The sequence below is a fragment of the Pseudomonas sp. AC255 genome (assembly GCF_979258175.1).
Window position 1 is genome coordinate 1,753,333 of sequence record NZ_OZ409841.1, and the last position, 21,122, is coordinate 1,774,454.

Annotated in this window: 21 protein-coding genes; 9 read left to right on the forward strand and 12 right to left on the reverse strand. The window is 59.5% G+C overall.

All coding sequences use genetic code 11. The features are described from left to right. The first annotated feature begins 48 nt into the window (after positions 1 to 48). Positions 49 to 774, forward strand: a complete 726-nt coding sequence (locus ACZZ0K_RS08175; RefSeq protein WP_423521531.1) for a methyl-accepting chemotaxis protein — start codon at positions 49 to 51, stop codon at positions 772 to 774. Between the two features lie 55 nt (positions 775 to 829). Here the strand turns inward: ACZZ0K_RS08175 and ACZZ0K_RS08180 are convergent, their stop codons facing one another. The 3 genes from ACZZ0K_RS08180 to ACZZ0K_RS08190 form a co-directional block, all read right to left on the reverse strand. Next, positions 830 to 1,327, reverse strand: a complete 498-nt coding sequence (locus ACZZ0K_RS08180) for a hypothetical protein (protein WP_041480879.1) — start codon at positions 1,325 to 1,327, stop codon at positions 830 to 832. Next, a complete protein-coding gene (locus ACZZ0K_RS08185; protein ID WP_041480877.1) occupies positions 1,324 to 2,559 on the reverse strand; it encodes an ATP-binding protein in 1,236 nt (411 codons plus the stop codon). The genes ACZZ0K_RS08180 and ACZZ0K_RS08185 overlap by 4 nt, the downstream gene beginning before the upstream one ends. Positions 2,560 to 2,713: 154 nt before the next feature. Next, complete coding sequence (locus ACZZ0K_RS08190) at positions 2,714 to 3,145, reverse strand: nuclear transport factor 2 family protein (RefSeq protein WP_095181976.1); 432 nt, start codon at positions 3,143 to 3,145, stop codon at positions 2,714 to 2,716. Positions 3,146 to 3,674: 529 nt separating this feature from the next. On the opposite strand from ACZZ0K_RS08190, the gene mqo reads away from it, so the two are divergent. Continuing rightward, positions 3,675 to 5,321, forward strand: coding sequence for a malate dehydrogenase (quinone) (gene mqo, locus ACZZ0K_RS08195; RefSeq protein WP_252884404.1), 1,647 nt, complete (start codon positions 3,675 to 3,677; stop codon positions 5,319 to 5,321). Positions 5,322 to 5,418: 97 nt separating this feature from the next. Here the strand turns inward: mqo and ACZZ0K_RS08200 are convergent, their stop codons facing one another. Further along, on the reverse strand, positions 5,419 to 5,847 hold the full coding sequence (locus ACZZ0K_RS08200; protein WP_095180270.1) for a nuclear transport factor 2 family protein: 429 nt from the start codon (positions 5,845 to 5,847) through the stop codon (positions 5,419 to 5,421). Positions 5,848 to 5,960: 113 nt separating this feature from the next. Here ACZZ0K_RS08200 and ACZZ0K_RS08205 point away from each other — a divergent pair, with 113 nt between their 5' ends. Together ACZZ0K_RS08205 and ACZZ0K_RS08210 are read left to right on the forward strand one after the other, a co-directional pair. After that, positions 5,961 to 6,191: a hypothetical protein gene (locus tag ACZZ0K_RS08205; RefSeq protein ID WP_256809309.1), complete on the forward strand. Its 231-nt coding sequence runs from the start codon at positions 5,961 to 5,963 to the stop codon at positions 6,189 to 6,191. A gap of 94 nt (positions 6,192 to 6,285) precedes the next feature. After that, complete coding sequence (locus ACZZ0K_RS08210; protein WP_374046279.1) at positions 6,286 to 7,095, forward strand: OBAP family protein; 810 nt, start codon at positions 6,286 to 6,288, stop codon at positions 7,093 to 7,095. A 133-nt stretch (positions 7,096 to 7,228) separates the two neighbouring features. Here ACZZ0K_RS08210 and ACZZ0K_RS08215 read toward each other — a convergent pair whose 3' ends face one another. Then, complete coding sequence (locus ACZZ0K_RS08215; protein ID WP_056789165.1) at positions 7,229 to 7,999, reverse strand: alpha/beta hydrolase; 771 nt, start codon at positions 7,997 to 7,999, stop codon at positions 7,229 to 7,231. Between the two features lie 111 nt (positions 8,000 to 8,110). Here ACZZ0K_RS08215 and ACZZ0K_RS08220 point away from each other — a divergent pair, with 111 nt between their 5' ends. Further along, a complete protein-coding gene (locus ACZZ0K_RS08220) occupies positions 8,111 to 9,070 on the forward strand; it encodes an aldo/keto reductase (protein WP_258706856.1) in 960 nt (319 codons plus the stop codon). A 331-nt stretch (positions 9,071 to 9,401) separates the two neighbouring features. Here the strand turns inward: ACZZ0K_RS08220 and ACZZ0K_RS08225 are convergent, their stop codons facing one another. Next, positions 9,402 to 10,295, reverse strand: a complete 894-nt coding sequence (locus ACZZ0K_RS08225) for a LysR family transcriptional regulator (RefSeq protein WP_150635015.1) — start codon at positions 10,293 to 10,295, stop codon at positions 9,402 to 9,404. A gap of 96 nt (positions 10,296 to 10,391) precedes the next feature. Here ACZZ0K_RS08225 and ACZZ0K_RS08230 point away from each other — a divergent pair, with 96 nt between their 5' ends. Next, positions 10,392 to 10,868 carry a (R)-mandelonitrile lyase gene (locus ACZZ0K_RS08230; protein WP_258706855.1) on the forward strand — a complete coding sequence of 159 codons (477 nt, stop codon included), beginning with the start codon at positions 10,392 to 10,394 and terminating at the stop codon, positions 10,866 to 10,868. Positions 10,869 to 11,218: 350 nt separating this feature from the next. Here ACZZ0K_RS08230 and ACZZ0K_RS08235 read toward each other — a convergent pair whose 3' ends face one another. From ACZZ0K_RS08235 to ACZZ0K_RS08255, 5 genes are all read right to left on the reverse strand, one after another. Continuing rightward, a complete protein-coding gene (locus tag ACZZ0K_RS08235; RefSeq protein ID WP_122740574.1) occupies positions 11,219 to 12,361 on the reverse strand; it encodes an IS481 family transposase in 1,143 nt (380 codons plus the stop codon). A gap of 121 nt (positions 12,362 to 12,482) precedes the next feature. After that, positions 12,483 to 14,681 (reverse strand): aldehyde oxidoreductase molybdenum-binding subunit PaoC, encoded by a 2,199-nt coding sequence (gene paoC / locus ACZZ0K_RS08240; RefSeq protein WP_258706854.1) that lies wholly within the window; start codon positions 14,679 to 14,681, stop codon positions 12,483 to 12,485. Continuing rightward, positions 14,678 to 15,634, reverse strand: coding sequence for an FAD binding domain-containing protein (locus ACZZ0K_RS08245; protein ID WP_258706853.1), 957 nt, complete (start codon positions 15,632 to 15,634; stop codon positions 14,678 to 14,680). The genes paoC and ACZZ0K_RS08245 overlap by 4 nt, the downstream gene beginning before the upstream one ends. Next, positions 15,631 to 16,254 carry an aldehyde dehydrogenase iron-sulfur subunit PaoA gene (paoA, locus tag ACZZ0K_RS08250; RefSeq protein WP_258706852.1) on the reverse strand — a complete coding sequence of 208 codons (624 nt, stop codon included), beginning with the start codon at positions 16,252 to 16,254 and terminating at the stop codon, positions 15,631 to 15,633. Before paoA ends, ACZZ0K_RS08245 begins: the two co-directional genes overlap by 4 nt. A gap of 270 nt (positions 16,255 to 16,524) precedes the next feature. Then, complete coding sequence (locus tag ACZZ0K_RS08255; RefSeq protein ID WP_056789178.1) at positions 16,525 to 18,279, reverse strand: L-lactate permease; 1,755 nt, start codon at positions 18,277 to 18,279, stop codon at positions 16,525 to 16,527. Positions 18,280 to 18,523: 244 nt separating this feature from the next. Between ACZZ0K_RS08255 and ACZZ0K_RS08260 the strand changes: the two genes are divergently transcribed. Beyond that, positions 18,524 to 18,730 (forward strand): hypothetical protein, encoded by a 207-nt coding sequence (locus tag ACZZ0K_RS08260; protein WP_016775135.1) that lies wholly within the window; start codon positions 18,524 to 18,526, stop codon positions 18,728 to 18,730. 51 nt (positions 18,731 to 18,781) lie between these two features. On the opposite strand, the gene ACZZ0K_RS08265 is transcribed toward ACZZ0K_RS08260, so the two are convergent. Beyond that, a complete protein-coding gene (locus ACZZ0K_RS08265; RefSeq protein WP_041480860.1) occupies positions 18,782 to 19,063 on the reverse strand; it encodes a hypothetical protein in 282 nt (93 codons plus the stop codon). Positions 19,064 to 19,343: 280 nt separating this feature from the next. Here ACZZ0K_RS08265 and ACZZ0K_RS08270 point away from each other — a divergent pair, with 280 nt between their 5' ends. Further along, positions 19,344 to 20,366 carry a hypothetical protein gene (locus ACZZ0K_RS08270; RefSeq protein ID WP_258706851.1) on the forward strand — a complete coding sequence of 341 codons (1,023 nt, stop codon included), beginning with the start codon at positions 19,344 to 19,346 and terminating at the stop codon, positions 20,364 to 20,366. 90 nt (positions 20,367 to 20,456) lie between these two features. Beyond that, on the forward strand, positions 20,457 to 21,077 hold the full coding sequence (locus ACZZ0K_RS08275; RefSeq protein WP_130929674.1) for a TetR/AcrR family transcriptional regulator: 621 nt from the start codon (positions 20,457 to 20,459) through the stop codon (positions 21,075 to 21,077). Positions 21,078 to 21,122: the final 45 nt, after the last annotated feature.

The following is a 21,122-nucleotide window of genomic DNA, read 5'->3' on the forward strand; positions in this document are numbered from 1 at the left end:
CATCAGGTCGCCGACAGCAGCCAGCAGCAAAGCGTTGCCGCCGGGACCATGGCGGCCGCCGCCAGTCAGATGACCGCCAGCATCGAGGAAATCACCCGCCACGCCGAACGTGCCCTGAGCATGGCCAATCAGGCGGAAACTCTAGCGAAGGAGGGCGGCGGGGTGATTCATCAAGTGGTCAGCGACATGGACGACATCGCCCGCTCGGCACAGCAGTCGGCGCAGGTGATCCGCACGCTGGATCAGGAATCCGAGGCGATCTTCAACATCATTCAGGTGATCAAGAGCATCGCCGACCAGACCAACCTGCTGGCGCTCAACGCCGCGATCGAGGCGGCGCGGGCAGGAGAGCAGGGCCGTGGCTTTGCCGTGGTCGCGGATGAAGTGCGCAGTCTGGCCGCACGCACCAGCGCCTCGACCCAGGAAATTGCCGCAATGGTCGCGCGCATCCAGAGCAGCACGCGCGAGGCGGTCAACAGCATGGAGGCCGGTGTGGCGCAGGTCGACAAAGGCATGGCGGTAACAGCGGAGGTTGAGCGGGCAATTCGGGAAATCCTCGACGCCACGCTGAACACCACGCAACTGGTCAACGACATCACCCGCACGATTGGCGAACAGAGCCAGGCCAGTAACGAGATCGCCCATCAGGTGGAGATGATTGCCGGGATGAGCGAGGGCAACAGTCGGGTGATCGGGCAAACGGCGACGACCACCGATGAATTGTCGAATCTGGCGGGGCAGCTGGCGCGGTCGGTGGATCGGTTTCGGTTGTGAACTTGAGGAGGGGCCGAGCGCGGCACTCGATTGTTAAAGCTCTAAGGAAGAGCTTTCATACGATGAGTACCGTTGTTTGTATGTCCAGTTTGAATTTATAAGTTCTGAAGAAATATTGTTTTCTATCCGTTTCAATAGTGACGAATGGCTTTTTCTTCCGATTACAGACAAATGCTTTTTTGGGGCTGAAACTATTGAGGTAGTCCTCGCCGTGTGTTGCCCGGAGAAACTGAATAGTTGATTCGAGTTGCTCTATCGCATGGTTTTTCCATGCACTACCGTTTCTTTCCTTCAGCTCTACTAGATAAAGCTGCTTCTCGGTGGTGAGCATGCAGTCACAACGCCCTCGACCAGGTTGTTCCATGTCGCTTATCACGCACTTGTCGATGGCTGTAAAAATAACTGCTTTGCGCTCCGGATTGCTGACCGTAGCGATCCAGTTTTCTTCTGACTCTGAATCGGCGTAAGCGATCGGACGAGATGTGTTATCACAAAGTCCAAACCGCTCTTGTACGAACGGGCCGCTTTGACATTGAGCATCGAGGAAATTCACGCCTCCAATGCCTCCTCGATATCGAGAAGTTGATCGAATAAATCGTTGCCTTCGCGAAGCGATTCGTTGAGGTAATTATGGTCCGAAGGAATTCCTCCCGACATAGGCAGCTTCTCGATGCTTCCAGTCATTTCATCAGCCTGATAAATCACGAGCTCGTCAGCGTCGACCAGTGAGTGAAGCGGAACTACCTTTGCGAGCCGGGCTAACAGTTCCTCCGCATTTCTCTCAATTATGGCGTCATGCAGATGCTTACCTTGGACAGCGATTGTGAGATAACTCACCACATAAGGGCTGTGAGTCGTCAATACCAACCGATTTTCCTTACCCTGATTATTGAATTGCAGAAGACTTTGCAATACGCCCCATTGCGAACGCGGGTATAGATTCTGTTCGGGTTCTTCCACGATGTTTATGAACGCAGTTTTATTGAATCTCGATGATAATGCGGACAGAGCAATGCGACGCTGCTCCTCCGTCAGCGTCTCGACGGAGAAAATTTCCATGACTTCTTTCCTGAAACGATCCAGCTCGTCAGTACTCATGGTTTCCGGACGTTCTTCGCTTCGTTCTTCAACAGTATTGGCCAGGTAGTGGCTCACGAGATGCAGAGGCACTGCCGATTGAAAACCGCTGGAAGCATCGGCCAATCTCAGTTTGTAATCTGATTCCCGAATGTTGAGTATGTCATTCAGTTTGTCGTATTCGAGTTCTGCCTGATTGATCGGAAGCAGCAATGAGCCTTTTATATTGGCTTTCGCCGCGTCGAATTCAGTCAAGAACTCTTTGAGAGAGTCCGAAGAAAGTTTCAATTCCCGAGGGTGCCTGACATAAGCAATAAAGTTGCGCTCGGCAGGCACGTACATGATCTGAGGCAGGTGGTACTTTTTACCCGTCAATTCGCTGATATGAAGCTGCCCGCGCAGATACTTGATGGCATACGCTTCACCTTCGTATTCGATTTCAGTTTCCGCAGAAAGATAATTTTCGAGCCGATGGTATGTCAGGTAAGGTTTGATAAATTTGTTTTTTCGCTCGAACCATTTGAAGTCATAGTCGCCTCGCACCAACGCCTTTTCAATCCATGAAAAAGTCGAATAAAGCTTGGCGAGTGTGCTTTTCCCCGAGCCTTGATTGCCCACAAAAACGGTCACGCGTTTGAACTCTATCCAGCCATTGTTCTTCACACCATTGCGGATAGGGCCAAAATGCTTGACGCGTAGTCGGGTCATTGATCACTCCATAAAGACGAACTGAGGCGGTATAGCGGTGCAGCATATCAGGGCGGGGAGGAAACGGGAGCGGGGAAATGCCAGGAGTACAGACAAGGCTTCATTTTATGAGGTAAGGACTCTGCTCGTTTTCCGGCAGAGTCCTTTGCGTCTATCAGAACCTGAACGCCTGCCGCCCCACCAACAACCATTTCCCGCCCTGTTTCTGCCAGATCTGGAAATTCTCGATCTCGGTCGGAATCACCTCGGTCCCCTTCAAAGCCTGCGCAGAAAAATGATGGCGCACCAGCGCTGTATCGCCGGACAGAGTAATGGTCTGCTTCTGCATCTCCAGGGTCTTGAATGCGCTGCGGCCGGTTTCGATGTCGGCGATGAATTCCTGCTTGTCCTGAATCTTGCCGCTGGAGTGGCCGTAGGTCAGGTTCGGCGCGGTCAGAGCGTTCAGTTCGGCGATGTCTTTGTGCAGCATCGCCTGGGTCAGGTGATCCACCGCTTGGGCCACTTCCTTTTCCGCTGGGGCAGGGGCGGCCATGGCGCAGGCGCTGAAGGCGCAGAACAAACCGATGAGGAGGCGGGATTTGGTCATGTTGTTTCCTTGTTGTTATTGGGTCGGAATGACTGGCTTAGTTTGTCAGTCATCGTACAACGTAGCAGGTTATTTTCTGCTTGAACAACGAGCCGTTCGCAATGATTTATCAAGTTGCGATGCGTATCGCGCAAAAAACTTTGCAGGCCAATGCCTGATCACGGTCATGTTTGGTGGCCCATGGCCGATAAGCCCCAGAGCGGAAAAAGACTTTCAAGTCGGGAACAGACGCGCGGGTTCGCCCTGACGTGATATTCTCCGCGCCAAATTTGCTTTGACTTAATTCGGTTGGCTGGCCTTTCAGGCGGGCCGACGGGATCCCTGTCGCTCAAGCAGCTGAAGCCAATAACGATAAGAAGTCAGTTCAGAAGGGACATTAACTGAGGTCGATGCCACATGTCGGCCTTGTGTGCCCACCCGTCAATATTGAAGTGTGCCGGATTGCGCGACGCCAGCCTGAGCGTCAACAAAGCGCAACGCAGACTGATAACAACGACGGGCGGAAGGCGTTTTATCATAGGTGCAACAGATGTTTAAGAAAGTGAACACAGCCTTGCTCGGTCTGGCTTTGGCGATGGGGATGTCGTCTGCCAATGCTGCCGAAGCCAAGAAAGTTGATGTCCTGCTGATCGGCGGCGGCATCATGAGCACCACCCTGGGTGTGTGGATCAATGAGCTGGAACCGACCTGGTCGATGGAAATGGTCGAGCGCCTCGATGGCGTCGCCCTGGAAAGCTCCAACGGCTGGAACAACGCCGGTACCGGTCACTCCGCCCTCGCCGAGCTGAACTACACCCCGGAAGACGACAAGGGCAACGTGACGATCCCGAAAGCCGTCGAGATCAACGAAGCGTTCCAGGTTTCCCGTCAGTTCTGGGCGTGGCAGGTTCAGCAGGGCGTGCTGAAGAACCCTCGTTCGTTCATCAACACCACACCGCACATGAGCTTCGTGTGGGGCGATGACAACATCAAGTTCCTGAAAAAGCGCTACGAAGCGCTGCAGGCAAGCCCGCTGTTCGCTGGCATGCAGTATTCCGAAGATCCGGCTGTGATCAAGAAGTGGGTACCGCTGATGATGGAAGGGCGTGACCCGAACCAGAAAATCGCGGCCACCTGGAGCCCGCTGGGTACGGACATGAACTTCGGCGAAATCACCCGCCAGTTCGCCGCTCACCTGCAAACCAAACCCAACTTCGATCTGAAACTGTCGAGCGAAGTTGAAGACATCACCAAGAACGCCGATGGCACCTGGCGTGTGAGCTACAAAAACCTCAAGGACGGTACCAAGACCGAAACCGACGCCAAGTTCGTGTTCATCGGCGCTGGCGGCGGTGCTCTGCACCTGCTGCAGAAGTCGGGCATTCCTGAAGCCAAGGAATACGCAGGCTTCCCGGTTGGCGGCTCGTTCCTGGTGACCGAGAACCCGACGATTGCCGAGCAGCACCTCGCCAAGGCCTACGGTAAAGCTTCGGTTGGCGCGCCACCGATGTCCGTTCCGCACCTGGACACCCGTGTCCTGGACGGCAAGCGCGTCATTCTGTTTGGCCCGTTCGCGACCTTCAGCACCAAGTTCCTCAAGGAAGGTTCGTACTTCGACCTGCTGACCAGTACCACCACCCACAACATCTGGCCAATGACCAAGGTCGGCATCAAGGAATACCCGCTGGTCGAGTACCTTGCCGGTCAGTTGATGCTGTCGGATGAAGACCGTCTGAACGCGCTGAAGGAATACTTCCCGAACGCCAAAGCCGAAGACTGGCGCCTGTGGCAAGCCGGCCAGCGCGTGCAAATCATCAAGCGTGATGAAGCCGCTGGCGGCGTGCTGAAACTGGGCACCGAGATCGTTGCTTCGCAAGACGGCTCGATCGCTGGCCTGCTGGGCGCATCGCCAGGCGCGTCGACTGCTGCACCGATCATGCTGAGCGTGCTGCAGAAAGTCTTCAAAGACAAAGTCGCAACCCCTGAGTGGCAGACCAAGCTGCACCAGATCGTGCCAAGCTACGGCACCCAGCTGAACAGCGATCCGGCCAAAGTGGCTGCTGAGTGGGCTTACACCGCGAAAATCCTCGAACTGCCGACGCCTCCGGTGATCGGTCAGGTAGCTGCTCCGGCGGCACCTGCGGCTGACAAAGCCGTAGCGCCGAAGGAAAACGCTGCACGTGACATGGCTCTGTAACCAGAACCCTGACACACAAAACCCACTGAACCGGCGACGGTCAGTGGGTTTTTTTATACGCCGGACCTGTAGGAGCTGACGAGTGCATTCGGTAGGGTCAGGCTTTCGCGTTCGCCAGGTAGGCCCCCAGGCGCCGACCCATTTCTTCGCCCAGTGCCTGCAACCCGCTCAGCGGCCGCACCATCACTTCAAACTCGACAATCTTGCCGTGTTCATCGAAGCGAATCATGTCGATGCCTTTGAGTTCCTTGCTGCCGACCCTGGCGCTGAATTCGAGAATCACGTTCAGGCCATCCGCCGTCGCCAACTCGCGGTGATAGGCGAAATCTTCGAAGACTTCAAACACGGTGTTGAGGATCATCGCCACCACCGGCGCGCCGGGGTAGGGCGTGTGGGCCATGGGCGAGCGGAACACAGCTTGCGGATCGAGCAGTTCAGGCAGGGCTTTGAGATTGCCGCTGCGGATCATCTCGTGCCAGCGCGCGAGGGATGCGGCGACGTTGGGCTGCAAGGCAAGGTCGGGCATGGTCACTCCGGTTTTTATTGTTGTCGGTCGGCAATGACTGTAGATCAACCGGGCCGAAAGTGAATCCCCAAGTCTCAGGCTGAATACCTGTTCATGCCCGAAGCGGATCAGATGTGCATCTGATCCGTATTTTTCTGTTTCATCTGCCTCTGTATTCAGTACAGCCACAGGCTCAGAATGCCCCGGCAGTGCGGCCAATCACCCTCCGACCTCATTCCGAAGCGTCCGGTGCACCGCACACCCGCATCAAGGAGCGCGACATGTACAAGATGGCAATTTTTCTCGGTGGTTTTCTGACCTTGACCATTCTGATCGGCGTGCTGGCGACGATCTCTCCAGTCTGATCCACGCGCATTTTTTCGAACTCCGCCGTTCTCCTGCTTTCAGTTGCAGAACAGGGCCAGCATGCGCCCGTTACTGAAGTTCGAGGAGTGAAACATGCGTACGACAACCTCGCAGGGACGTTGGGTTCCCATTGGTTTGATGGTCGCCGCGCTGACTGGTTGCGCGATGAGCAACACCGAGTCACCGGTGCAGACACCGGGTCAGGCCAAGGCCTCCGATACTGAAATGCTCGAAGTCGGCGCGCAGTGGTTGCAGGACAAACCGCCGATCCGCGCGTTGAACATGTACCTTGATGGCTTTCATTTTTACAACGGTCATCCCGGCGCGCAGATGGAAGCGCACCATTACTGCTCGGCGCTCAATGAGGAAGTGTTCCAGTGCGTGATCTACGACGGCAACACGGCTGAAGCTAAGTTGATGGGCGTGGAATACATCATCAGTCAGCGCCTGTTTACGCAATTGCCGGCAAAAGAAAAAGCCTTGTGGCACAGCCATGCTCACGAGGTGACTTCCGGCCAGTTGGTCGCGCCGGGCATCCCGCAAGTGGCGGAAAAGCGCTTGATGGAAAAACTCGCCAATACTTACGGCAAGACTTGGCACACCTGGCACACCGATCAGGACAAGCAACTGCCGCTGGGCGTGCCGCAGTTGATGATGGGCTTTACGGCTGACGGTCAGGCCGATGCGCAAATGGTCCGCCAGCGCGATCAGCGTCTGGGCATCGACAGTGCCGAGAAGAAGAACGCTCGCGCCGGGATCAAACCGGCGCCTGTCGCAACGGGGGCTGATGCGTGGCAGAAGGGTAATGTCATCCAGCTCAACGACCCGACCGGGCATCAGCACGTCACGCCGCGCTCGGCCACCTCTGGCGATGAAAATGCCCGGAGCGGCAGTCAGCCTTAGCTTTGGACAGTAGCTGGAAATGGTGTTGTCTGTACCGGCGTCATCGCGAGCAGGCTCACTCCTACATTTGAAATGCGTTCCCCCTGTAGGAGTGAGCCTGCTCGCGATGGCGTCCGTCTGATCGCTACATCCTTCAGCGATTCAACACATCCACAATCCACTGCAAATATTGCTCGCGCTCGGAAATCGAGTTATGCCCCGAGTCCGGCACCACCTTCAGCGTCGCCACGCCCGCAGGAAAACGCTCGAACAGCCGCTGCGTACTGCTGCGCCCAATCACTTCGTCATCACTGGCCGCCAAGAGCAACGTCGGTGCGCGAATATGCGCCGCGTATTTGCCTGATTCGAAACGATCCTTGAGCAACCACTTCACCGGCACCCACGGGTATTGCCGTTCGGCGATTTCCTCAAGGCTGTTGAACGGCGTCACCAGGATCAGATTCTGCACCGGCCGCTGACTGGCCAGGCGCACCGCCACCCCCGAACCGAGGCTGCGTCCGATGACAGCAATCTGCGGGTGGCTGGCATAGACCTGATCGAACAGCGCCAGCGCATCTTCGGCAATCGCGGCTTCCGATGGCGAGCCGGTGCTGCCACCAAAGCCCCGATAGTGCAGGAAATACAGCGCGTAGTCGGGAAACGCCTCGGCGAATTCCGGCAGATTTCGCGAGACGTCCTCGGCATTGCCCCCGAAATAGATCAGCGCCCGCGTTCCGCTGCGCTCTCGGTCAGTCACCCAGACCTCGGCATCCGGCATCGACAGTTTCAATCGCGAATCCGCTGCAACCACGGCGGCAGGCTGGGGAAACCAGATCAGCGAGCGCTGAAACACGAACAGCGCGGCGCACAGCACCAGGTAAACGGCAACGATGAAAACGACGAGTGACATCAGGGTTCGGGACATTCGGCTACTTTTAACGGGGAGAGAGGTTGGCTGTGGCAGTGTAGTTCAGCGCCTGCGCCTGACAGCCTGCGCACACACCATGCAACAGATCCGCGCAGCAGGAGGACACGCATGCGCCACACTGAGGGTTATTCCCGCCGCCGCTTGCTCACCCTGGCTGCCCAGGCTGCGGCGCTGTTCACCATTGATCGGGCGTTGGCCAGCAGCGTAGCGCCGACCGTCATTGCGCCGCCCACGGCAGGAGACCAGACCATGCAGACCCGCGCCATCCCTTCGAGCTCCGAGGCACTGCCCATGGTCGGATTGGGCACCTATCGCGGTTTCGACGTCGCGCCGGGCGATCCGGTTTACCGGCAGTTGCCCGCCGTCCTCGAAGCGCTGTTCAGAAAGGGCGGCACGCTGATCGACAGCTCGCCCATGTACGGCCGCGCCGAGCAGACCACCGGTGAACTGCTGTCGATCCACGAACCACGTTCGCCGGCTTTTCTCGCCACCAAGGTGTGGACGCGCGGGCGCAAGGAGGGTATCGCGCAGATGGAGCAGTCCTTCAGTCTGCTGCAAACCGAACGCATCGACCTGATGCAGATTCACAATCTGCTCGACTGGCAAACCCACTTGCCGACCCTGCGCGAATGGCAGGAGCAGGGGCGGATTCGCTACATCGGCATCACCCATTACACCTCGTCGGCCTACGACGAGGTCGAGGCCGTGCTGAAAGCCGAAAAGCTGGATTTTCTGCAGATCAACTACGCCCTCGATGATCGCGCGGTCGAGAAACGCATCCTGCCGCTGTGCCGTGAGCGTGGGGTGGCGGTGATTTGTAATCGGCCGTTTGGCGGCGGCGATTTGCTCGCCCGGCTCAAGGGCAAGCCGCTGCCGGCGTGGGTCTCGGATGTACAGGTCAACAGTTGGCCGCAACTGGCACTGAAATTTCTCCTGGCGCACCCGGCGGTGACCTGTGTGATTCCCGGAACCAGCAATCCGCGCTACATGGTTGACAACGCCGGAGCCGGTTTTGGGCCGATGTTGACCGATGCGCAACGGCATCAGTTGATTGCGTTGTTGGGCTGATCAGTCCTTAAACTTCGCAAAGCCCTCCCGGTTAATTGCAAATTGTTCTGAAAAACTGTCAAACCTGACAGTTGGCTGAGCTGTGCCCGATGCCAATCATGCAGTTCAAGCCAAACGGCAGAACAGTCATGAACTTGAAACCCCAGAGATTTCTTGGTTTGGCAGGCGTCTGCCTGATATTGACGTCCCTTGAGGTAATCGGCGAAACCGCAGAGTACGTGTGCATGGGCAGCCAGCGAGGCCAAATCGCAATCGTGCGGGCAAATTCTTTATTGGAGGCGAACCAGATAGCCAAGGCAGCGTGGGGGCTGCCGGCTGCTATAAAAGTGACTCAACTGCGATATCGCAACGCCTCCAGCAACAACGCAAACGCCGGCGCTGCCTGGCGTCGGCTCGGGTAGTACAGGTGATAACCGGAAAATGCCGGGCACCAGTCTCCCAGCACCTGGACCAGGCGACCGTCCGCCAGAAACGGCGCAACGACGTTTTCCGGGATGTAGCTCAGACCGAAACCGTCCAGCGCGGCGTCGAGCAATGGGTACACGCCATTCAGGGTGACCTGGCCGGAGACGCGCACTTTCAGGCTTTCACCATCCTTTTCGAACTCCCACGAATACAGTCCGCCATTGGTTGGCAGGCGCAGGTTGTTACAGGCGTGGTCGGTCAGGTCGCGCGGGGTTTGCGGCGCAGGGCGCCGGGCGAAGTAGGCGGGTGAGCCGACCACCGCCATGCGCATGTCCGGACCGATACGGGTGGCGATCATGCCTTGGGCGACGTCTTCGCCCAGGCGCACACCGGCATCGAAGCCTTGGCCGGCGATGTCGACGAAGCCATAGTCACAGCAAACCTCGACGGACACATCCGGGTACTGCGGCAGGAAATCCTGCAACACCGGACGCAGGATCCAGTTCAGCGAATGGTCGGTGGCGCTGATGCGGATCTTTCCCGCCGGGGTTTCGCGCAGGTTGCTCAGGGCGGCCAGTTCCACTTCGATTTCGTCGAAGCGCGGGCCGATGGTTTGCAGCAAGTGTTCGCCGGCCTCGGTCGGCGACACGCTGCGCGTGGTGCGGGTCAGCAGGCGCAGGCCGAGTCGCGCCTCGAGACTGCGAATGGTGTGGCTGAGCGCCGATTGCGACACGCCGAGTTTGGCTGCGGCCTTGGTGAAACTGCGTTCACGGGCGACGGCGAGAAAGGCGAGCAGGTCGGTGGCGTTTTCCCGGAGCATTGATGATCGTCCTGCATAAGTTTTTTCGGATTCTAGTCGATTATCCAAAGAGTGCGGATCGCTACAGTGGTTGCATCATCTATTGGAGGAAATGCCATGAACCCGATTGCTGCTTCTGCACTGACGCTCTCGCTGCTGGCTGGCGAGGTGTATGCCGCTGAAAATCCGCGTGTCACGGTCACACCGAATGGCTCGCAACCGTCGGCCAAAGGCCCGGCTGACTGGTTTACCGGCACGGTGCGGGTGGATGCGCCGTTCAAAGGTACCGACGAGGCGCGGGTCAGTGGCGCGACCGTAACGTTTGAGCCTGGCGCGCGAACGGCGTGGCATACCCATCCGCTGGGGCAGACACTGATCGTCACCTCGGGGGCAGGGTTCGTGCAGGAGTGGGGGCAGCCAGTGCGGGAAATCCGGCCGGGCGATACCGTGTGGATTGCTCCGGGCGCCAAGCATTGGCACGGGGCAGCGCCGACGACGGCGATGAGTCATATCGCGATTGCCGAAGTGCTGGATGGCAAGGTGGTGGACTGGATGGAGCAGGTCGGTGATGAGCAATATCCGAAGACCGAGTGAAACCGCGCCCCTCACCCCAGCCCTCTCCCGAGGGAGAGGGAGCCGATTGGGGGATGCTCGAGACGTTCGGCATTCTGCAAGCGTGGTGGTGAATCCACTCGACCCCTAGCACCCCATGCAGGTGCGCTAACAGCATGCGACTCACCCCAGGCGTCTCCCGGGGGAGTGGGAGCCGACCGAGGTGTCTTGCGATGTGCATCGACCTGAACTTGCCGTTGCGATTATGGATACACAGAAAGACTTTCACGTCGCTGCACATCCTGAATATACCCGGATCGGTCCCCTCTCCCTTTGGGAGTGTATGTACCGGGGACATGGTGGACACATGTTCGGAGACATGGTGGACGGTTTTAGATCTTCTTACCTGCCGTCACGATCTGCAAGTTCAAGTCGATTCGAGCGACACGATGTCTACTCCAGTAGACATCGTGGATGCCGTCCTCCGTCGTCTCCCTGATCGCTATGCACCTGCCATAAAAAGCCTTTCCGATCTTGTATTCCCGATTCCTCCAGAAGATTTCGCCTCCCACCTGTACCTTCCTGACCACATCTGCGTCGTTGTACTCCGGCTCCGCCGGTTGCTCCTGATATTCCCGTGGGCTGCCACTGTAACGAGTCGCCGGCACCGCCATGCCCAGCGCCTGATGAGGGCGTTTCTGGTTGTAGATGTCGCGCCAGGTATCAAACGCCCGTTGTGCGTCGTCGAGATCGGTGAAAAACCGGCCTTGCAGGACTTCATTTTTCAGGCTGCGGTGGAAGCGCTCCAGTTTTCCCTGAGTCTGCGGGTGATAAGGCCGGGAGTGGCCGACCTTGATGCCCTGGCTCATCAGCCAGACTTCCAGCGCGGTGTAAACGCCTGTCTGATCGCCCCATGGCGAGCCGTTGTCCATCGTCATGCGCAACGGCAGGCCGTAGCGTCGAAACGACCGGATTAGATGGTCCTGTACCGTTTGGCGCTGTTCATTGGCACATGCGGCAATGCACAGCGAAAAGCGTGAGTGATCATCCAGGGCTGTGAATGGATGACAACGTCCGTGGCTCAGACTGAAATGTCCCTTGAAGTCGATCTGCCATAGATCGTTAGGCGCTTCGTGCTCAAAGCGGATAAATGGTTTGATCTCGGCAGCCTTTGGATCAACACGCGAATGACGCTGCAAAACCGCATGCACCGTGCTGACGGAGGGCATCACAGCGCCTTCATCTTCCAGCACGCGCTTGAGCTTGCGGGCGCCCCAAGCCTCGTATTGCTGACTCATGGTCAAAATTTGCTGCTCAACCTCATCAGCACAACGTTTGGGTGATGTTTTTGGTCGCCGGGACTGATCGTGCAAACCCTCTGCACCCGAGGTTTCAAACCTGTTGAGCCATTTGTAGGCAGTACTTGGGCTGATATTGAATCGACGGCAAAGCTGCCGAATATTCACCCCTTCTTGCCGAGCCAAATGCACAAACTCTGTACGAAGTTGCATGGTGGATGCCTCTTGCCAGGACACAGGTCATTTCCTTGATGATGAGCAATGTGCCTATTAAAAAGTGTCCACCATGTCTCCGAACACCTGTCCACCATGTGTCCGGTACATACAGGGAGAGGGCTAGGGTGAGGGGCTTTTCGCTTCAGATCATCTCCGGCAACGAATCAAGAATCTTGTCCAGCGTAATCGGATACTCCCGCACCCTCGCGCCGGTGGCGTTGTAGATTGCATTCGCCACCGCCGCACTCACGCCGCAAATCCCCAATTCACCCACGCCTTTGGCCTTCATCGGCGATGAAATCGGGTCGGTTTCTTCGAGGAAAATCACTTCCTGATGTGGAATGTCGGCGTGCACCGGCACCTCATACCCGGCGAGGTCATGGTTGACGAAAAAGCCCAGACGCTTGTCCACCGCCAGCTCTTCCATCAATGCCGCGCCGACGCCCATGGTCATCGCGCCGATGACCTGACTGCGCGCCGACGTCGGGTTGAGGATCCGCCCCGCAGCGCACACCGCCAACATGCGCCGTACGCGAACTTCGCCAGTGGCAGCATCGACGGCGACTTCGACGAAATGCGCGCCGAAGGTCGATTGCTGATACTTCTCGGCCAGATCACCGAACTCGATGCTGTCCTCGCCGACCAGTGCGCCGCCTTCAGCCGCGTTGCGCAGCGGCAGGCTCTTGTCGCCAACGCGCACCTGACCATCGGCGAACTCCGCCTGATCCGCCGCGAGTCCCAGCTTCTGCGCCACCGCTTCACGCAGTTTCACACAGGCGGCATAGACGCCGGAGGTCGAGCAGTTCCCACCAAACTGACCGCCAGAACCAGCCGAAACCGGGAAGTCCGAATCACCCAGACGCACGACTACATCATCGAGACCAACGCCCATCATCTCGGCAGCGGTCTGCGCGATGATCGTGTAACTGCCGGTGCCGATATCGGTCATGTCGGTTTCGACAACGACTTTGCCGCCACGCTCCAGGCGCACACGGGCTCCGGACTTGACCAGCAGGTTGTTGCGAAACGCCGCCGCCACGCCCATGCCGATCAGCCAACGGCCTTCACGACGGCTGCCCGGTTGCGCCTTGCGCTGATCCCAGCCGAATTTCTCCGCGCCGATCTGCAGGCATTTGACCAGTTGACGCTGGGAGAACGGCCGCTCGGTTTTCACCGGGTCGACTTGAGTGTCGTTAGCGATGCGGAACAGCACCGGGTCCATCTTCAGCTGTTCGGCCATTTCGTCCATGGCAATTTCCAGCACCATCAGCCCCGGCGCTTCACCCGGCGCGCGCATGGCGTTGCCTTCAGGCAGGTCGAGCGGCGCGAGGCGCATGCTGACGCGGCGGTTTTCTGCGGCATAGAGCAACTGGCTCGGTTGCGCGGCCAGTTCGACCTTGCCGTCGGCGAGGTTACCCGACCAGCCTTCATGGGCGATGGCGGTCAGCTTGCCGTCCGCCGTGGCGGCCATGCGGATGCGCTGAATCGTTGCCGGGCGATGGGTGGTGTTGTTGGCCATTTGCGGGCGGGCGAGGGCGACTTTCACCGGCCGCCCCGCCATGCGCGCGCCGAGAGCGGCGAGGATCACGTCGGCGCGAATAAACAGCTTGCCGCCGAAACCACCGCCGATGTACGGCGAGACCAAACGCACTTTTTCCTTCGGCAGGCCGAGGGTTTTCGCAATGTCGCCGACACTCCAGGCGACCATCTGGTTCGAGGTCCACACGGTCAGCTGATCGCCTTTCCACGCGGCCAGTGTGGCGTGCGGTTCCATCATCGCGTGGGACTGGTCTGGCGTGGTGTAGGTCTGATCGAACTGCACCGGTGCGGCGGTGAAGGCCTTGTCGAAGTCGCCGTGATTGACGTCGGGCAGCTCGTCTTTCGGCTCGACGCCGAGGTCTTTGACGCTGGCCAGATCGAACTTGCCCTCGGTGGTTTCGTAATCGACCTTGACCAATTGCGCGGCGGCGCGGGCCTGTTCGAAGGTCTCGGCAACCACCAATGCAACGGCTTGCTGGTAATGCTGCACTTCGGGACCAGCGAGCAGATGCGCAGCGTTGTAATCACCCTTGTCGAGCTTGCCGGCGTTCTCGGCAGTAACGATCGCCAGCACGCCGGGCGCCGCTTTGGCCTCGCCCAGATGAATGGCTTTGATCCGGCCTTTGGCGATCGCCGAATCGACCATGAAACCGTAGGCCTGATTGGCCGCCGCTTCATGTTGTTCGTAGGCGTAAGTGGCCTGGCCGCTGGTTTTCAGCGGGCCTTCGACGCGCTCGGTGGGCTGGCCGACGACTTTCAGGCGGTCGATGGGATTGGTGGTGGCGGGCGTGTCGAATTTCATGCGGTTTCCCTCGCTTGCGCCAACACCGAGGCCAGCGTGCGCTCGACCAGTGTCAGTTTGAATTGGTTGTCATCGGTGGGCGTCGCGCCTTCAAGCAGGCGTTCACTGACTGCTTTGGCACCCTTGGGCAGCAACGCTTCAGCGGCTTCGACCCGCCACGGTTTCGGCGCGATACCGCCGACGGCCACGCGGCCGGTACCGTCCTTTTGCAGGATCAAACCGACCGAGACCAGGGCAAACGCATAAGACGAGCGATCCCGCACCTTGTGATAAATGTGCGTGCCGCCAACCGGCGCCGGCAGGGTCACGGCGGTAATGAATTCGCCGGGCGTGAGGCTGGTTTCGATGTGCGGGGTATTGCCCGGCAACTGGTGGAAATCGGCAATGGGAATGCTGCGCGTGCTGCCGTCAGGCTTGACCGTTTCGATCTGCGCATCCAGCGCGCGCATGGCGATGGCCATGTCGCTCGGGTGGGTGGCGATGCAAGCGTCGCTGACGCCGATGATCCCCAACTGCCGGGTGACCCCGCCGATCGCCGCGCAACCGCTGCCTGGATTGCGTTTGTTGCAGGCCTGGTGGGTGTCGTAGAAGTACGGGCAGCGGGTGCGTTGCAGCAGGTTGCCGGCGGTGGTCGCCATGTTGCGCAACTGCCCGGAAGCCCCGGCGAGCAAGGCGCGGGAGAGCAGGGCGTAGTCCTTGCGCACGCGCGCGTCGGCGGCCAGATCGGTGTTGCGCACCAGCGCGCCGATGCGCAGTCCGCCCTCGGGGGTAGCTTCGATCTGGTCCAGGCCGAGGTGGTTGATGTCGATCAGGTGGACTGGGGTTTCGATGTCGAGTTTCATCAGGTCGAGCAGGTTGGTGCCGCCGGCGATGAACTTGGCGCCTTCGACGTGCGCAGCTTGGGAAGCGGCTGCGGCAGGTGAGTCGGCGCGGCTGTAATTGAAGGCTCTCATGCCGGCACCTCCGCAACTTCAGTGATGGCTTCGATGATGTTCGAGTAAGCGCCGCAGCGGCAGATATTGCCGCTCATGCGTTCTTGCAGCTCGGCGGGGATCAGTTTCGGCGGCTCGGTCAGGCTCGGGCTGACGTGGCTGGGAATGCCGTCGCGGATTTCCTTGAGCACGGCGACCGCCGAGCAGATCTGCCCCGGCGTGCAATAGCCGCACTGATAACCGTCGTGCTTGATGAACGCGGCCTGCATCGGGTGCAGCTTGTCCGGCATGCCGAGGCCTTCGATGGTGGTCACCTCACTGCCGTCGTGCATCACCGCCAGGGTCAGACAGGAGTTGATCCGCCGACCGTCGGCGATCACCGTGCAGGCGCCGCACTGGCCGTGGTCGCAGCCTTTCTTGGTGCCGGTCAGGTGCAGGTGTTCGCGCAGGGCGTCGAGCAGGGTGGTGCGGGTGTCGACTTCGAGGGTTTGCGGTTTACCGTTGACTTGCAGGGTAACTTCACTCATGGCCGGTTGCTCCAGACTGGCCGCGTAGGCCTTGAGGCTGATAAAGGGGGGCATAGCGAACGCCGTCGCGGTTACGGCGCCGAGGATCATGAAGTTGCGTCGGGAAATCGGCATGGTTCGATTCCTTGTCTCTCATCGGGCGGCAGGATTGCAAAAGGCCCAAACGGGCGCGCCGGCATGCATGCCAGTCTCGTAAAAGGAGTGACCGCAGCGGGAGGGAAAAGGTTTTGTCGGATTTGCGCTAAAGAGTTATGTGCTGAACTCATCAATTGGCCTGTGGGAGCGAGCCTGCTCGCGAAAGCGTCGGGTCAGACCCAGCCGCTGCTGGATGTGCCGACCTCTTCGCGAGCAGGCTCGCTCCCACAGTGGAGTTGTGTTTTGCAGTTATGGCCCACCCACCACCATCGAGGTAAACGGTGCGACGTACGCCTGCAACGTCACCAGCCCGCCGACCAGGATCGCCAGCACGATCGAGTGGAAGAACACGTAACGCAGGATCTCGCCCTCATGCCCGTACCAACGGGTCGCGGTGGAGGCGACGACGATCGACTGCGCGTCGACCATTTTGCCCATCACCCCGCCGGAACTGTTAGCTGCCGCCATCAGCACCGGGCTGATACCCAGCTGTTCCGACGTTACCCGTTGCAAGCCGCCAAACAGTACGTTCGAAGCGGTGTCGGAGCCGGTCAGCGCCACCCCCAGCCAGCCGAGCAGCGTGCCGAACATCGGGTAGAAAATCCCCGTCGCCGCGAACGCCAGGCCCATGGTCGCATCGAGCCCCGAATAGCGGGTGAGGAAGCCCAGCGCGAGCATCGCCGCAATCGTGATCAGCGAAAACCGCACCACCCACAATGTGCGCAGGTACTGCTTGATCAATTGCGGGATCGAATAACCCATCAGCAAGCCGCCAACAATCGCCGCCAGCAAGATCCCGCTGCCGGTCGCAGTCAGCCAAGTGAACTTGTAAATCGCTTCCTCGGCTTTCGGCGCCGCGACCACGGGCGGCACTTTTTCTATTTGCAGATGCAGACCGGTGAAGGTCACCGCCGGGGCGAAGATCGGGTTGGCCTCGCGCACCGGTTTGCCTTGCGGGTCGAGCTTGGCCGATTGCGTGACCGGGTCGATCACTGGGCGGGTGTCGAACATGTTCTTGAAACCCTGGGTGCCCCAGGCAAACACGAACACCGTGAGGATGATCCACGGCATCCACGCACGCATCACTGCCGGACGCGCCTGATCGCTGAACGCGGCGCTGGCGGTGACTGTTTCTTCGTCGACCTTGGAGTTGTCGACGCGCCCGGACAGCGCCGCCGAGGTGTGGATGGTCGCCGGTTTCCACACCTTGAGGAACAGCGTCAGACAGGCCATGGAAATCAGCGCAGCGATGACGTCCACCAGCATCGGCCCGTGGTAGTTGGACACGAGAAATTGCGGGATGGCGAAACTCACCCCGGCCACCAGAATCGCCGGCCACACCTCGAGCATCTTGCGCCACCCGGCAAACGCCCAGATCAGCCAGAACGGCACCAGCACCGAGAAGAACGGCAACTGCCGCCCGACCATCATCGACAGCTCCATCTCGTCCAGCCCGGTGACTTTGGCCAAGGTGATGATCGGTGTGCCCAGTGCACCGAAAGCGACGGGCGCGGTATTGGCGATGAGCGCCAGACCCGATGCGGCCAATGGCGAAAAACCCAGGCCGATCAGAATCGCACCGGTCACCGCCACCGGCGTGCCAAAGCCTGCCGCGCCTTCGAAGAACGCACCGAAACAGAAGGCGATCAGCAGCAACTGCAAACGTCGGTCATCGGTGATGCGCGCGAGGGAATCCTGCAGCACTTTGAACGAACCGTTTTCGGTGGTCAGGCGATGCAGAAAGATGATGTTGAGGACGATCCAGCCGATCGGCAGCAAGCCATTCGCCGCGCCGAACAGCGCCGCCGAACCGGCCATGCCCGCCGGCATGTCGAAGGCGAAAATCGAGATCAGCAGGGCCGACGCCAGCGCCAACAGCGCCGCCAGATGCGCCTTGACGTGAAAGAACGCCAGCGCCGCGAGCATCACCACCACCGGCACTGCGGCCATCAGCGTGGAGAGCACCGGGTTGCCGAACGGGTCGTAGATTTGCTGCCAGACCATGGTCCACCTCTGCTTATTGTTATTGAGGGCGCAGATCCATTGCATGGGGGTTGGTTGCAAGCAGTATAGGTGGCATTCCGCCGCCGTTCGGGCATGGCGAACGGGCCGACCAACGGTCGATAGTGGCCACTGAATCAACGTGCTTTTGCCCGGTCGTATCTGCGGCTGCGCGCACTGCGTCCCGAAGACGCGGGCAGCGTGGCGATTTCCGTCGTCAAGACCTTGGGTTTTAGGGAAGTGTTGAATGAAGCAAGCGACAACGATGCTGCTCACTGTGACCGCCGCCGTATTGCTGAGCGGCTGTATTGCGGATTTTGATGATGACCACCGCCATGGCCGGCACTACGACCGCGACCACGGCCGCTATTACGACCATGACCGGCGCTGGGACGACCGCGATGACGACCGCCGCGATGGCCGTCGTTATCACCGTGATCGCGATGATGACTGATTGAATGAAGAGGGCGTTCCCGTTAAAGGAACGCCCTCTGTGCATCAGCCTTCAGTTGAAAAAACGAGCGTTCGCCTGGACGCGGGATCGCGCAGGCACCGAGGCCTCGTGATCGAGCAGATGGGTGGCGAGTATGTCGCTCAGAAAACGGAACTGATCGTTGAGGCCGACCACTTCATTGCTGAAATGATTGCTGGCGGCGGGCATCAGCAGATCGTCGAAATCTTCGTTGAACACCAGCGTCTGCGCCTTGCGCGGCACGACGTGCTGTTGGTAGTAGTTGCTGCCGAACACCGGGAAACTCACGGAGAGGGTGACTTGGGTGTGGATCATGATGTGAACGCCTCGTTGTGTTTCGGATGAGTCAATCGTGCCTTTCATCATGGGAGGGCGGAAGGCAATCGTGGCGATGGTGGATATCGATGGTGGTGATGGTTGAGGTTTGCGGCGCTGCTGATGGCGCCTTCGCGAGCAGGCTCGCTCCCACAGGTGCAACACATTTCAAATGTGGGAGCGAGCCTGCTCGCGAAGAGGCCGGAACCTTCAGCATCGAAATCGACTGACCTGCCTATACTCAAACCAGCACCTCCCCAAGCCAAAGGACACCGCCACCGTGAACCCGCGCGCGCTGGTCGTTGCCGCACTGTTTCTGCTGGCCGGCTGCGCCTCCTCGGCTCGGGCGCCGGTGAGTGCGCCGCAGGTGGTGGTGGTGTCGGCGCAAACCTGGCAGCAGATCGACCGCGAGATCCTCAGCGCATCGCAACAGGCCACCGAGCAGGTCAAGCTGTTCGCCCGTGGCTCGATGGAACATTGGCGCACTCGGGTCTATCAGCAAACTGAAGAAAATTTCATCCCCTGGTTCAGCAGCTACTGGACCCAGGAATGGCTGTCGATGAAGGTCAGTTGGTACACGATCAGCGCCGGCGGTGAGCAGGATGCTTCGGCGAAACGGCTGGCGGCGTATCTGCTTGAGCAATATCAGGAAAAAGTCCTCGCGCCGGTAGCAGTGGAGATCGATCCGGATGCGATCCTGGCGCAGGCCACGGCGTTCTACGCGCAGTTGATGGCGCAGCAGATGCCGCTCATCGCCCAGCGTCACGGTGTGCCGATGGCGCAGCTCAACGGCCGCTTGCGGAAGATCCCGGCCATCGCCCTCGGCCCGCCGCCGGCGCGGGATGCTTCGCTGTTCAAAGTCATCAGCACCGAGCCGCTCAACACCCTCCCGGCGTACGCCGCACTGATCGACAAGATCCACACCGACGGCGGCGCCAAGGGCATTTCCTCCACCGAAGCAGCCATGGCCCCGGTGGCCAAGCGCGCCAGCCAGCGCATCGAAGCCGAAATGGCCCCGCGCGGCGCCGCCAGTGCGGTGGCGGCAGCGGCGGGTAAACTCGCCGGGGCGATGATTTCGGTCGGCGTGGCCGGCATACGCGCAATCATCCAGGCCAACGACCGCCCCGACAGTGAAGCGCTGATTCGCAGCAGCCTCGGCAACACCTTCGACAAGGCCTGGCAGAAGCTGCTGCAAAATCCGACCACGGGCGTGATGGCCGGCACGTTGCACATGGCCGGGCAGGTCGAAGGCAATTTGGGCGTGAGTGAACCAACGCCTATCGGTGTGAGCGCTGTGCCATAGCGCCTGCACCTGTGAAGTTTTGTTGGCGGCGGTCGCGCCCGGATCAGAGCGGATGCTAGTCTTGCGCAACGCTGTTGTCAGGGAGCCCACATGGGCAATCACAAGATCGAGATTCGCCGCAGTAACGTCGAGAAAATCCTGCTGGCGGCGGAAAAGGTTTTCGCCGAAAAAGGCTTCGGCAGCACCGCCATGGCGGACATCGCTGCCGAAGTGCAGTTGCCGCGTTCCAATCTGCATTACTACTTCAGCACCAAGAGCGAGCTGTACAGCGCAGTGCTGTTCGATCTGCTGGAAGTGTGGAAGCAGGACGCGCTGTGCTTCGAGATGTTCGACGACCCGCGCGTGGTGCTGAGCAGTTACATCCGCGCCAAGATGAATCATTCGCGCAGCCGGCCCTATGGCTCGAAAGTCTGGGCCAACGAGATCATCCACGGCGCGCCGACCCTGGGCGAAGCGCTGGATGCGAGCCTGTATGACTGGGCGAAGATGAAGGAGGCGAAGATTCGCCAGTGGGTCGAGGACAAGCGGATCCTGCCGGTGGAGCCGTCGGGTTTGCTGTACATGATCTGGGCGTCGACCCAGCACTACGCCGACTTTGATCATCAGGTGAATATTCTCAATGATCACCAGCCGTTGTCGGATATGCAGTTCGAGCGTGCGGTGCAGACCGTGACAGCTGTGATTTTGCGCGGGATCGGGCTGGAGCCTTGAAGAGCACCATCAAGGGCTTACCCTCACCCCAGCCCTCTCCCAGAG